This window comes from Bradyrhizobium manausense, from assembly GCF_001440035.1.
Taxonomy (GTDB): Bacteria; Pseudomonadota; Alphaproteobacteria; order Rhizobiales; family Xanthobacteraceae; genus Bradyrhizobium; species Bradyrhizobium manausense.
The window spans coordinates 29,734-42,131 of sequence record NZ_LJYG01000052.1 but is presented as its reverse complement, the minus strand read 5'-3'; the positions used below and the strand labels follow the sequence as shown (position 1 = coordinate 42,131).

The window sequence follows — 12,398 nt, the reverse complement described above, 5'->3', positions numbered from 1 at the left end:
CCCCTATCGGCTTGATCCTTCTGACAAAACGGCCGGATCGAGAAGCCGCGCCCCGTTTTCGCGCGCCCCTGCCCGGCATGCCGACGCGAGTGCACCTCGATCAATTCTCGGATTCGGTGAACACCTCGTCGCGCTTGGCGCGCAGCATGGGCAGCAGCGTCAGCACCAGCAGGAAGGCGGCGATCGCGAGCAGCACGGCCGAGAGCGGACGCGTCAGGAACACGCTCCAGTCACCACGCGAGATCAGCAATGCGCGGCGAAGGTTCTCTTCCATCAGCGGTCCGAGCACCATGCCGAGCAGCAGCGGTGCCGGCTCGAAATCATGCTTGATCAGCCAGTAGCCCACCAGGCCAAACACACCTGCGAGGATGACATCGACCGGCGCGTTGTTCACCGAGTAGATGCCGATCGCGCAGAAGATCACGATGGAGGGGAACATCAGCCGGTAGGGCACGCGCAACAGGCGCACCCAGATGCCGACCAGCGGCAGGTTGATGATGATCAGCATCAGATTGCCGATCCACATCGAGGCGATCATGCCCCAGACGAGGTCCGGCTGTTTCTGCATCACCTGCGGGCCCGGCACGATGCCGTGGATGGTCATCGCGCCCACCATCAGCGCCATCACCGCGTTCGGCGGGATGCCGAGCGTGAGCAGCGGGATGAAGGAAGTCTGGGCCGCCGCGTTGTTGGCGCTTTCCGGCGCCGCCACGCCCTCGATCGCGCCGCGGCCGAACCGCGACGGGTTCCTGGCGAGCTTTTTCTCGAGCGTATAGGCGGCAAACGACGCAATCACCGCACCGCCGCCCGGCAAAATGCCAAGGATCGAGCCGAGCACGGTGCCGCGCAGGATCGCGGGCGTCGAGTCGATCAGGTCCTTTCTGGTCGGCATCAGGCCGGTGATCTTCTGCTGCACCAGATCGCGATTCATCTCGGCGCCATGGTCAAGATTGCGGATGATCTCGGCAAAGCCGAACACGCCCATCGCCACCGTCGCAAAGCCGAGACCATCGGCAAGCTCCGGAATGTTGAAGGCCATGCGCGAGGCCCCGGTCTCGATGTCGGAGCCGACCATCGACAGCAAGAGCCCGAACACGATCATCGCGATCGCCTTCAGCACCGAGCCCTTGGCGAGCACGACGGCGAAGATCAGGCCAAGCACCATCAGCGAGAAATACTCCGCCGGCCCGAACGCCAGCGCGAGCTTTGTGAGCGGCGCGCCAAGCACGGCGATGAGCACGGTCGCAACGCAGCCGGCGAAGAACGAGCCGATCGCGGCGATCGCCAGCGCCGGACCGGCGCGGCCCTGCTTGGCCATGGCGTGGCCGTCGATGGCGGTGACGACCGATGTCGCTTCGCCTGGAATGTTGACCAGGATCGAGGTGGTCGAGCCGCCATACTGGGCGCCGTAATAGATGCCGGCGAGCATGATCAGCGCGCCGACCGGCGGCAATCCGAAGGTGATCGGCAGAAGCATCGCAACTGTCGCGATGGTGCCGATGCCCGGCAGCACGCCGACCAGTGTGCCGACGAGCGCGCCGATCAGGCACATCAGAAGGTTGATCGGAGAGAAGGCGACGACGAAACCGTGAGCGAGGTTGGCAAAAAGCTCCATGACAGCCTCACTGAACCAGGAAACGCGGGAACATCGGCATCGGCAGGCCGAGCACGTAAGGGAACAGCAGCGCGCAGCCGATCGTCAGGCAGGCACCGACGATGGCGGCCTCGACCCATCGTGTCTCGTGCGATCCGAGTGCGGCGATCATGAAACTCGCGAATGCGGAGACCACGACGCCGAGCGGCCGGATCGCCAGGGCAAAGAACAGGATCGCGCACATCACGAACAGCGGCCCGCGCCAGGAATAATGTGCCAGCGCCGGTCCCTCGTTCAAAAGACCCGTCAGGGCGATCGCGGCAGACAGAGCCACCAGCAATCCGCCGAACATCCGCGGCGCGGTGCCCGCACCGAAGGAGAAGCCGCGCATGCCCTGCAAATCGCTCGAGGCCCACAGCGCGAACAGCGCGAGCGCCATCAGGATGACACCGCCGATATAGTCCTGCGCCGACTTGATGGTCATGAACAGCGTCACGAATGCCACTGCGAACAACGGATAGGAATAGATCAGCGCCAGCAAGACATCCGATGACGCCTTCTTGGTCTCACCGCCGATCGCGCCAAGCAGCGCAGCGGGCGCGCCGGCGACGAGCGCCGTCGTGTGGCTGATCAGGACCGTGGCCGGACCGCGTCCAGCGCCCCAGCCGAAGATCGTCCCGATCGACCATATCAATTCGAAAATCTGGGGTGCGAGCGCCAGCAGGCAGAAGCCGAGCGCCACCGAGGTGTTTCTGGTGGCTGTCGCCGAGTGGCCCATTGTGTCGGCCATGCATGTCTCCTCCGCGACCCGTAAGTCACGAGCACTGTTGTTCTAATCGGCTGGAAATGGATCCCCGCCCCGGATCATTGCCTAGCGATTTTCATCACACAATACCAGCAAAACCCAACAGTCCGCCCGCGAGCAGAGGCCACAGCGGATTGACGCGCGAGACGGAGGCGATCACCGCAATTGTCGCGGTCAGAAGCAGCGCAGCAATGCTGCGATCGATCGCCTGTGCGAGGATCAAGGCACTTGCCGCCATCAATCCGATCGACAGCGGAACCAGGGCAGCCTGGATCAGCGCCGGCCAGTGCGATTGGCTCGGCCGGTTCAGCAGCCGGGCGACACCGTAGGCAAGCAGGGCGGTCGGCAGACACATCGCCAGCGTCGCGGCCAGCGCGCCTGGAATGCCGGCAACGGCATAGCCGATCAGCGTGACGATCAGCACGTTTGGACCCGGCGAAAGCTGCGCGATCGCATAGGCGTCCGCGAACTGCTTCTCGGTCATCCAGTGATGCACATCGACAGCGATGCGGTGCATCTCGGGCACTGCGGCGGCAGCGCCGCCGACCGCGAATAAAGACATCAGTCCAAAGGTGGAGATCAGCGCCCAGATCGGGTTCTGGCTGCTCATGCTGCTGCCTTCCGTCGCATCACATAGGTAGCCGCGATGCTGAACGGAATCGCGATGAGCAACACCGCCTGCAAGGGCCAGCGAAACACGCCAATGGCTGTGAACACGCCAAGCATCATGATGAGCACGACGACGTCCATCCGCTTGAGCAGCGGCGCCATCATCCTGAAGACCACGGCGATCAGCAGGCCGACCGCGGCGCAGGAGATGCCCGCGAGACTACGACGCAGCACCTCCGCATCGCCGAACCGGGTGTAGATGATCGCAAGCACCGTCATGATCAGCGTCGGCGGCAATAGCAGGCCGGTGAAGGCCGCGACACCGCCGGCGATGCCGCGCAGCCGCGATCCGAACACCATCGACAGATTGACGATGTTGGGCCCGGGCAGGAAATGGCAGAGCGCGAAGGTCTCGTTGAACTCGTCCGCGGTCATCCAGCGGTGCTGGTCGACGATGGCGTGCCGGGCGAATACCAGGACGCCGCCGAACCCGGCCAGCGACATCCGGCCAAAGGCCAGGAACAGTGCTATCAGGCCGGGCGGAGGGACGTGAAAGGCGGGATGATCCGACTCTTGGGCGGCAGGGGCTGAATCCGTGGACATGTCAGGAGCTTAGAACGCGAGCCGGAGGGCGGCCAAGGTCAGGCTCCGGCCCACCTCGGACCTATCCAAAGGGAACCAGCCCTTTCCGCTCGAAACCCCTGTTTTTTGAAACCTTTGCCCCCTATATTGGGAGTGCCGGTTCGCCGGCTATGGAAATAAACGGTCGTCGCAATAAACCATTCGGACCCGGGGGCGGTACCCGGCGCCTCCACCAAAGCCCACTTGAAGGCCCATTTACGGGCATACCCGAAAGCGGGCTTTGGCGGGGGCGAAATAGGATCGACGAGGGCGTAAAGGGCGTACTTTTTCCCGGTATTGTTCCGCCGTTATCGGGCTATTGCAATAGTTGCCAACGACAACTTTGCTCCGGTTGCTCAGGCTGCGTAACGCAGTTTGAAAGACCAACTTAAAGTCCTAACGGGTTAAGCTCCGTTAGGCGGGGTTCGGAGGCACCTGGCAACAGAAGCCTCCACTTAGCTCTGATTTCCTTTCCGGCGGGGACTCCTGCTGACCCGTCAGGCGCGGTACTATTGCGGCTTGGCGAGTCGGGGCCGACGGGGCCCGTCTGCTGGAATGCAACAGGACCATTATGGCGACCGATCACATCCGATACGACGTGCTGGCGAGCGAGGCGATGCGCGGCGTGGTCAAGAAAGTGCTGACTGACGCTGCGGCCCACGGCCTGCCGGGTGAGCATCATTTCTTCATCACCTTCGTATCGAAGGCCGAGGGCGTGAAGCTGTCGAGCCGGTTGCTGGCGCAATATCCGGAAGAGATGACGATCATCCTGCAGCACCAGTTCTGGGACCTGACCGTGCTCGAGGACCGTTTCGAGGTCGGCCTGTCCTTCGGCGGCATTCCGGAGCGGCTGGTGGTGCCGTTCAGCGCCATCAAGAGCTTCCTCGACCCGTCCGTGAAGTTCGGCCTTCAGTTCGAAACCTCCGACGCCGAAGTGGCGGGCGAGAATTTGCCGGCCGCCCCTGCCCCGTCGGCTGTGCCGATGCCCGCGCCTGCCATTGAGCCGACAGAGACCGGGGAAGAGCCGAGCCCGCCGAACCCAGGCGGCGCCGAAGTCGTGCGGCTCGATCGTTTCCGCAAGAAATGATCCAGGCTGGCCGCGAGACCGTCGCGTCCGGCCAAACTCCCTATATAGAAGAGCACATGAAGAGGCCGTGCGGCACCTCGCGCGGCGGAATGGATGTGCCCATGGCCAAAGCTGCGAAGACCGCTCGCCCCGCGACCCGCATCGAGACCGACAGTTTCGGTCCCATCGAGGTGCCCGCCGATCGTTATTGGGGGGCGCAGACCGAACGCTCGCGGCAGAATTTCCGCATCGGTATCGATCGCATGCCGATTTCGCTGGTCCATGCGCTCGGCATCGTCAAGCTTGCGGCGGCACAGTCCAACCTCGAACTCGGCCTGCTCGACAAGCGCAGAGCCGGCGCCATCATCCGTGCCGCACACGAGGTGATCGAGGGCAAGCTCGACGATCATTTCCCGCTGGTGGTGTGGCAGACCGGCTCGGGCACCCAGAGCAACATGAACCTCAACGAGGTCATCGCCAACCGCGCCAACGAAATTCTGGGCAGCGAGCTTGGTGCCAAGAAGCCGGTGCATCCCAACGACCACGTCAATATGAGCCAGTCGTCGAACGACTCCTTCCCGACTGCGATGCATATTGCCGCGGCAAGCCGCATCAATGCCGATCTCCTCCCTGCCCTCGGCGAACTGCACCACGCGCTGCGCAAGAAGGAGAAGGAGTTCGCCAGGATCGTGAAGATCGGCCGCACCCACACCCAGGATGCGACGCCGCTCACGCTCGGCCAGGAATTTTCCGGCTATGCCGCCCAGGTCGAAAGCGGCATCGCGCGGCTGAAGGTCGCAGTCAGGGATCTCTATCCGCTGGCGCAGGGCGGCACGGCCGTCGGGACCGGCCTCAACTCGAAGCCGCGCTTTGCAAAGCTGTTTGCAAAGCACGTTGCCGGGATCACGAAGCTCCCCTTCACCAGCGCCGCCAACAAGTTCGAGGCGCTGGCATCCAACGACGCCTATGTGCTGGCGCACGGCGCCATCAATTCGGTCGCCACAGGCCTGTTCAAGATCGCCAACGACATCCGCCTGCTCGGCTCTGGCCCGCGCTCGGGGCTGGGCGAACTGATCCTGCCGGAGAACGAGCCGGGCTCATCCATCATGCCGGGCAAGGTCAATCCGACGCAATGCGAGGCGATGACCATGGTGTGCTGCCAGGTGTTCGGCAATCACACAACGATCACACTCGCCGGCAGCCAGGGACATTTCGAGCTCAACGTCTACAAGCCCGTACTCGCCTACAACATGCTGCACTCGATCCGCCTGATGGCCGACGCGGCGCGCTCCTTCACCGAGCATTGTGTCAGCGGCATCCGCGCCGACGAAAAGCACATCAAGGAGTTGATGGAGCGCTCGTTGATGCTGGTGACCGCGCTCGCGCCGAAGATCGGATACGACAACGCCGCCAAGGTCGCCAAGACTGCACATGCCAACGGCACCACGCTGAAGGAAGAGGCGCTGCGGCTCGGCTTCGTCTCGGCCGACGAATTCGACCGCCTGGTGCAGCCGGACAAGATGACGCGGCCAGGATGAATTCCGAATTCCGATAGCCATCCGTAGTGATACGGAGCCCCAAAAGCTCATAATTATAAGGTTTAAAGGACGGGATTTGATTACCGTCAATGTGGCGGCCGGGATGCGTGTTACGGAAGGCCCCCTCCGCTCCTTGACGGGGCGAAATTCATCGTTTGATGGCCTCGAGGCCGATTGACGAGGACGAGCGAATGACGACGATCAAGTCTTGTTGGGCGCGACGCTGCGCCCTGTTTCTGAATGTAACATCCTGCCCGAAAAGGATCGGGTGATGGAGACGCGGCATGGGGAACGTCATCAACCTGAATCGTTTCAGGAAGCGCGCCGAGCGGGAAGCCTCGGCGAAGCAGGCGGACGCCAACCGAACGAAGTTCGGCCGCACGAAGGCCGAGCGATCGGCGCAGGAGAAGCAGGCGGACCAGGCGAAGGCGCATCTGGACCAGCACCGGATCGATCGCGAGGAGCAGCCATGAAGTCGCCCGTGGTGAAGCGTTCGATCGTGGTCGCCGGCCACAAGACCAGCGTCAGCCTGGAAGAGGCGTTCTGGAACGGCATGAAGGAGATCTCGGGCCTTCGCAACATGACGCTGTCCGAGCTCGTCGGAGAAATCGACGGCGCCCGCCAGCAGGGCAACCTGTCCTCGGCGATCCGCCTGTTCGTGCTCGACTACTTCAAGAGCCGCGCCATGCAGCCGGACAAGGTCCCGGCGCAATAGCCACCGCCTGGCCACGCTTTTCGTGATCTGCACTTTAAAATCCCTCTAAGGTGCAGTTTCCACGGGCGCGCGCGCTTGACCTGCATGCCCTGCGTTGAAAATACAGGGCATGACCGACACTCATGATATGCGCCGCGAGATGCCGCTGGGCCTGGCCCAGCGCGGCTACACCGGCGTCATTCGACACCTCGCCGCCAAGGAGGCGGGTTCGGCTCTCTCGGATATCGAGCTCGAGAGCCGGCTGATCGAGCTGGGCTTCGTCGAGGGCGCCCGGGTCGAGGTCCTGCATGAGGGGCTGGTCGGGCGCGACCCGATCGCCGTACGTGTCGACAACATCACCATCGCGGTGCGCCGCCGTGAGGCCATGGCCATCATCGTCGCTTAAGTCACGCGACCGGAAATCCGATTCCATGGAATTACCCCTTCTGCATCTCGCCCTGGTGGGCACGCCAAACAGCGGCAAGACCTCGCTGTTCAATGCGCTGACCGGCAGCCGGCAGAAGGTCGCGAACTATCCGGGCGTCACCGTCGAGCGCAAGGAAGGTTTTTTCGTCACGCCGCTGGGGCGCCAGGTCTCGATCGTGGACCTGCCCGGCACCTATTCCTTGCGCGGCCGCAGCCCGGACGAGGAGATCACCCGCGACTTCGTGCTGGGCAAGGCTTCCGGCGAGATCGTGCCCGACCTCGTGCTGTGCGTTGCGGACTCCACCAATCTGCGCCTGACCATCCGCCTGCTGCTCGAGCTGAAGCGCACCGGCCGGCCGCTGGTGCTGGTGCTCAACATGTTCGACATTGCGAGCCGCCGCGGCATCTCGGTCGACGTCGTCAGGCTCGCCAAGGAGCTCGGCGTGCCCGTGGTCACCTCTATCGCCGTGCGCAAGGGCGGCACCGCCGACCTCTTGAAGCTGACCGACGAGATCTCCGCCAGGCTCGCCTCCGAACCGCGGGAAAACAGCTGGCGCGCACTCAGCGTCCCCGAGCTGCGCGCGACCCAGCGCGAGGCCGACCGCATCATCTCGGACTGCGTCAGCCTGCCTGCGAGACCCGACACCTTGACCGCGCGGATCGATGCGATCGTGCTGCATCCGGTCGGCGGCCTGATCGTGCTGGCGCTGATCCTGTTCGTGATGTTCCAGGCCGTGTTCGCTTGGGCGCAGCCGGCGATGGACCTGCTCAAGTCCGGCTTCGACGCGCTCGGGGCGTTCGTGCAGGCCACCCTGCCCGACGGCCTGCTGCAGAGCTTCCTGCAGAACGGCGTGATCGCGGGCGTCGGCAGCGTGATCGTGTTCCTGCCCCAGATCATCCTTATCTTCCTGTTCATCCTGCTGCTGGAAGATTTCGGCTACATGGCGCGCGCCGCGTTCCTGATGGACCGCATCATGGGCGGCGCCGGCCTGCACGGCCGCGCCTTCATTCCGCTCTTGTCGAGCTTTGCCTGCGCCATTCCCGGCATCATGGCGACGCGCGTCATCGACAACAAGCGCGACCGGCTGACCACGATCCTGATCGCGCCGCTGATGACCTGCTCGGCGCGCATCCCGGTCTACACGCTGATCATCTCGGCGTTCATTCCGGCGAGGGACGTCTGGGGCTTCATCAACCTGCAGGGCCTCGTGATGTTCGGCCTCTACGCCGCCGGCATCACCAGCGCGCTTGTCGTCTCGTTCCTGATCAAATTCTTCATGCTGCGCGACTACGCGCCGGCGCCGTTCATGCTGGAGCTGCCGGACTACAAGGTACCCAGGCTGAAATCGATCGCCATCGGCATCTTCACCCGCGCAAAAATGTTCCTGCAGCGCGCCGGCACCACGATCTTCTCGATGATGGTGCTGATCTGGTTCCTGGCCTCGTTCCCGCAGCCGCCGGCAGGCGCGACCGAGCCCGCGATCAACTTCAGCCTCGCTGCCATCATCGGCAAGGCGATCGAACCGCTGCTCGCGCCGGTCGGCTTCAACTGGCAGATCGCGGTCGCACTGATCCCGGGCATGGCGGCGCGCGAGGTCGCGGTCGCTGCGCTCGGCACCGTCTATGCGATCGAAGGCGGCAAGGAGGCGGCCGAGCAGATCGGCCAGGTGCTGGCGAGCAAATGGTCGCTCGCCACCGCGCTGTCGATGCTCGCCTGGTACATCTTCGCCCCGCAATGCGCCTCCACGCTCGCCGTCATCAGGCGCGAGACCGGAAGCTGGACCTGGATGGCAGCGACCTTCGGCTACATGCTGGTGCTGGCCTATGCAGCGAGCCTTCTGACCTACAATGTCGCGGTCGCGCTGGGCGCCGGCTAGCGCCCCGCAAACCAAACCTCGAAAACAACCCCATGCACAGTAGACGGGGTTGTGAAATCGATGGCCGTAGCCCGGATGGAGCGGAGCGAAATCCGGGTTTCCTCCCACGACGCCCCGCCGGCCCCGGATTGCGCTCCGCTCCATCCGGGCTACGAACTATGGACTTCTGAAAATCCGTTGACGCGTCGGGCAAAACATTGGCATGATACCATCATCCCCGACAAGCATCTGCTTCCATGAATAGCTACAGCACGACGTGGCTGCTCGTCGAGCGCCTGCACGACGACCACCTCGACTCTCGTCGCGCTTGAATCCCGACCCGACGTCTCCCGCCATCTCCAAGGCTCCCAAAGCGACTTGTGTGCAATTGTGAACCGACCCTGCCTGGGTTGTTCGCGTCCTATGGTGCGGGGATCGGATGAAGAGCCGCCGGGAACTCGATCGCTGCTAGCGAGTTCCTATTGCGGACCTTTTTTCCTGACTGGCCTCGTGGAGGCTCGGGGCAATAGCGGGCCTTTCCAGAGCGTATAGAGGTTTCAATTGACCGGTTCGTCCAATGCTCCAGGCAGCAATCCCTCGGATTTGCCGCGAATTTCGACCGGCAGCGATGGCCTCGATGACATCCTCTGCGGCGGGTTCGACGCCAACCGGATGTATCTTTATGAGGGACGGCCCGGGACCGGCAAGACGACGATCGCGCTTCAGTTCCTTCTGCGCGGCGTGCGGGATGGCGAGCGCGTGCTCTACATCTCGCTCTCCGAAACCAAACGCGAACTGACTGTCGTCGCGCAGCGACACGGCTGGTCGCTGCAGGGCGTCGACATCTTCGAGCTGGTCCCGCCGGAAACGACGCTCGATCCGGACCGCGAGCTCACCGTGTTTCATCCGGCCGAGGTGGAGCTGAGCGAGACCACCGGCCTGATCTTCAAGGAGGTCGAGCGGATCAACCCGGCCCGCGTCGTGCTCGACAGCCTGTCCGAACTTCGCCTCCTGGCCCAGAACCCGCTGCGCTACAGGCGTCAAGTGCTGGCTTTGAAGCACTTCTTCACCAACCGCAACTGCACCGTCGTCCTGCTCGACGACCTGTCGTCGGCGCAAGACGATTTGCAACTGCATTCGATCGCGCACGGGGTCGTGATGCTCGAGCAGCTCGCAATCGATTACGGCGCGGAGCGGCGCCGGCTTCGCGTCATCAAGATGCGCGGCATCCGCTTTCGCGGCGGCTATCACGACTTCATCATCGAACGAGGCGGGCTGGCCATCTTTCCCCGGCTCGTGGCGGCCGAACATCACAGATCATTCACCGGCGATTTCACGCCGAGCGGCAACGCGGAGCTCGACCAGCTTCTGGGCGGCGGTCTGGAGCGCGGCACCAATGCCCTTCTCATTGGCGCGGCCGGCGTGGGTAAATCGTCGGTGGCTCTCACCTATGCGATCGCGGCGGCGGAGCGCGGCGAGCACGCCGTGTTCTTTGCGTTCGACGAGGGCCGCGGCACCGTCGAAGCGCGCGCCAGGACGCTGGGGCTGGATCTCGACAAGCACATCGATTCGGGCCGCATCCGCTTCCAGCAAGTCGATCCGGCCGAGCTATCGCCCGGCGAGTTCGCCGCCAATGTGAGGGACAGCGTCGAGCGCGACAACGCCCGAATCGTCGTCATCGACAGCCTGAACGGCTATCTGAACGCGATGCCGGACGAACGCTTTCTCATCCTGCAAATGCACGAGCTGCTCAGCTATCTCGCCCAGCAAGGCGTGTTGACCATCCTGATCCTTGCCCAGCATGGCTTGGTGGGCCCGACCGACACCAGCCTCGACATCAGCTATTTGAGCGATGCGGTGCTGATGCTGCGCTATTTCGAAGTCGGCGGAACGGTACGGCGCGCTCTGTCGGTCGTCAAAAAGCGCAGCGGCAATCACGAGCATACCATCCGCGAGTTTCGGCTTACCACCAGCGGCATCAAGCTTGGCCCGCCCCTCAAGGACTTCAGCGGCATCTTTTCCGGCACGCCGCGTTATACCGGCCCGGCGCTGTCCGAAGAGACCGCTGAATGAGCGCCGCGCCGGATCAACGGATTCTCGTCTTTGCTCCGATCGGGCGGGACGGGCCTGCATCGGTCGAGCTGTTCCGCAGCGCGAACCTGGAGGCGGTCAACTGCAGGAACTTGGCCGAACTCGTCAGCGAGATGGCGCTCGGGGTCGGCACCGTCTTCGTGGCCGAGGAAGCCCTGTTCGGCAAGGACACGGTGCCGCTGGCACAATGGATCGAGAGCCAGCCGCCCTGGTCGGATCTGCCCTTCGTCGTCCTGACCAGTCACCGTGAACAGCCGGCGGTCATGGCGTGGCGCCGCAGCCTTGTCTCGCTGCTTCGCAACGTGTCGCTGCTCGAACGGCCGCTGCAGCCGATGACGTTGACGAGCGCCGTTCAGTCGGCGTTGCGCGCCCGGGGGCGCCAATATGAGATCCGGGCCCTGCTCGCCGCGCGCGAGCAGATCGCTCAGCAGCTCGAGAAACTCGTGGTCGAGAGGACGCGCGCGCTGGCGGAGGCCAATGAGCAGTTACGCCTTGAAATGAACGAGCGCGCCCGGGTCGAGGAGACGCTTCGACAGGCCCAGAAGATCGAGGCCATCGGCCAGTTGACCGGCGGGGTGGCGCATGACTTCAACAATCTGCTGATGGTCATTTCCGGGGGCCTCGACATGCTCGATCGCCAGACTGATCCGGACCGCAGGCGCCGCCTGATGGACGGAATGGTTCAGGCGGCGCAGCGCGGTGCCAGCCTGACCCGGCAGCTTCTTGCCTTCTCTCGCCGGCAGACACTCCGGCCAGAGCCGGTCGATATTGCTGCGCAGATGGGCGGCATGCGCGAATTGCTCGATCGGAGCCTGCGAGGCGACGTCCACGTCGAGTTCGATTTTCCGGACACGCTCTGGCCTGTTGAGGTCGATCCCGGCGAGCTCGAGCTCGTGATCCTCAACCTCGCCGTCAACGCCCGTGACGCCATGCCCAATGGCGGCACGATCGTCGTGCGCGGGGAAAATCTTCCCGATCTGAAGGACGAGCAGATTGTGGGAGACTTTGTGCGCTTGTCCGTCATCGACACCGGTGTCGGCATGGGGCCGGAAATCCTGTCGCGCGTGTTCGAGCCGTTCTTCACGACCAAGGAGGTCG

At 63.8% G+C, this 12,398-nt stretch carries 11 protein-coding genes, 1 other RNA gene and 1 pseudogene; 9 read left to right on the top strand and 4 right to left on the bottom strand.

Annotated elements, in window-relative coordinates; genetic code table 11:
• Positions 1 to 100: 100 nt before the first annotated feature.
• The 4 genes from AOQ71_RS13870 to AOQ71_RS13855 form a co-directional block, all read right to left on the bottom strand.
• The gene (locus tag AOQ71_RS13870; protein ID WP_057747241.1) at positions 101 to 1,615 is read right to left on the bottom strand and encodes a tripartite tricarboxylate transporter permease; all 1,515 of its coding nucleotides are present in this window, start codon (positions 1,613 to 1,615) and stop codon (positions 101 to 103) included.
• Between the two features lie 7 nt (positions 1,616 to 1,622).
• Complete coding sequence (locus AOQ71_RS13865; protein ID WP_057747240.1) at positions 1,623 to 2,384, bottom strand: tripartite tricarboxylate transporter TctB family protein; 762 nt, start codon at positions 2,382 to 2,384, stop codon at positions 1,623 to 1,625.
• Between the two features lie 94 nt (positions 2,385 to 2,478).
• Positions 2,479 to 3,009 carry a chromate transporter gene (locus AOQ71_RS13860; protein WP_057747239.1) on the bottom strand — a complete coding sequence of 177 codons (531 nt, stop codon included), beginning with the start codon at positions 3,007 to 3,009 and terminating at the stop codon, positions 2,479 to 2,481.
• Positions 3,006 to 3,611, bottom strand: coding sequence for a chromate transporter (locus AOQ71_RS13855; protein WP_057747238.1), 606 nt, complete (start codon positions 3,609 to 3,611; stop codon positions 3,006 to 3,008). The genes AOQ71_RS13860 and AOQ71_RS13855 overlap by 4 nt, the downstream gene beginning before the upstream one ends.
• 95 nt (positions 3,612 to 3,706) lie before the next feature.
• Between AOQ71_RS13855 and ssrA the strand changes: the two genes are divergently transcribed.
• The 9 genes and pseudogenes from ssrA to AOQ71_RS13815 all read left to right on the top strand — a co-directional run.
• Positions 3,707 to 4,085: a transfer-messenger RNA gene (gene ssrA / locus AOQ71_RS42060) on the top strand.
• 115 nt (positions 4,086 to 4,200) lie between these two features.
• Complete coding sequence (locus AOQ71_RS13850) at positions 4,201 to 4,716, top strand: SspB family protein (RefSeq protein WP_057747237.1); 516 nt, start codon at positions 4,201 to 4,203, stop codon at positions 4,714 to 4,716.
• A gap of 89 nt (positions 4,717 to 4,805) precedes the next feature.
• Entirely contained in the window at positions 4,806 to 6,233 is a 1,428-nt protein-coding gene (gene fumC, locus AOQ71_RS13845; protein ID WP_057747277.1) for a class II fumarate hydratase, read from the top strand.
• 284 nt (positions 6,234 to 6,517) lie between these two features.
• On the top strand, positions 6,518 to 6,706 hold the full coding sequence (locus AOQ71_RS13840; RefSeq protein ID WP_057747236.1) for a DUF4169 family protein: 189 nt from the start codon (positions 6,518 to 6,520) through the stop codon (positions 6,704 to 6,706).
• Positions 6,703 to 6,948: a ribbon-helix-helix domain-containing protein gene (locus tag AOQ71_RS13835; RefSeq protein WP_057747235.1), complete on the top strand. Its 246-nt coding sequence runs from the start codon at positions 6,703 to 6,705 to the stop codon at positions 6,946 to 6,948. The genes AOQ71_RS13840 and AOQ71_RS13835 overlap by 4 nt, the downstream gene beginning before the upstream one ends.
• Positions 6,949 to 7,057: 109 nt before the next feature.
• The gene (locus AOQ71_RS13830; RefSeq protein ID WP_057747234.1) at positions 7,058 to 7,333 is read left to right on the top strand and encodes a FeoA family protein; all 276 of its coding nucleotides are present in this window, start codon (positions 7,058 to 7,060) and stop codon (positions 7,331 to 7,333) included.
• Positions 7,334 to 7,358: 25 nt separating this feature from the next.
• Complete coding sequence (gene feoB, locus AOQ71_RS13825) at positions 7,359 to 9,230, top strand: ferrous iron transporter B (protein ID WP_057747233.1); 1,872 nt, start codon at positions 7,359 to 7,361, stop codon at positions 9,228 to 9,230.
• Between the two features lie 540 nt (positions 9,231 to 9,770).
• A complete protein-coding gene (locus AOQ71_RS13820; RefSeq protein ID WP_057747232.1) occupies positions 9,771 to 11,282 on the top strand; it encodes an ATPase domain-containing protein in 1,512 nt (503 codons plus the stop codon).
• A pseudogene (locus AOQ71_RS13815) lies at positions 11,279 to 12,398 on the top strand (sensor histidine kinase); the annotation flags it as partial. The gene AOQ71_RS13820 and the pseudogene AOQ71_RS13815, both read left to right, overlap by 4 nt.

Excerpts from the sequence above, each read along its gene's own strand:
- AOQ71_RS13870 (WP_057747241.1), bottom strand. The coding sequence starts at position 1,615 with ATGGAGCTTTTTGCCAACCTCGCTCACGGTTTCGTCGTCGCCTTCTCT.
- AOQ71_RS13865 (WP_057747240.1), bottom strand. The coding sequence starts at position 2,384 with ATGGCCGACACAATGGGCCACTCGGCGACAGCCACCAGAAACACCTCG.
- AOQ71_RS13860 (WP_057747239.1), bottom strand. The coding sequence starts at position 3,009 with ATGAGCAGCCAGAACCCGATCTGGGCGCTGATCTCCACCTTTGGACTG.
- AOQ71_RS13855 (WP_057747238.1), bottom strand. The coding sequence starts at position 3,611 with ATGTCCACGGATTCAGCCCCTGCCGCCCAAGAGTCGGATCATCCCGCC.
- AOQ71_RS13850 (WP_057747237.1), top strand. The coding sequence starts at position 4,201 with ATGGCGACCGATCACATCCGATACGACGTGCTGGCGAGCGAGGCGATG.
- fumC (WP_057747277.1), top strand. The coding sequence starts at position 4,806 with ATGGATGTGCCCATGGCCAAAGCTGCGAAGACCGCTCGCCCCGCGACC.
- AOQ71_RS13840 (WP_057747236.1), top strand. The coding sequence starts at position 6,518 with ATGGGGAACGTCATCAACCTGAATCGTTTCAGGAAGCGCGCCGAGCGG.
- AOQ71_RS13835 (WP_057747235.1), top strand. The coding sequence starts at position 6,703 with ATGAAGTCGCCCGTGGTGAAGCGTTCGATCGTGGTCGCCGGCCACAAG.
- AOQ71_RS13830 (WP_057747234.1), top strand. The coding sequence starts at position 7,058 with ATGACCGACACTCATGATATGCGCCGCGAGATGCCGCTGGGCCTGGCC.
- feoB (WP_057747233.1), top strand. The coding sequence starts at position 7,359 with ATGGAATTACCCCTTCTGCATCTCGCCCTGGTGGGCACGCCAAACAGC.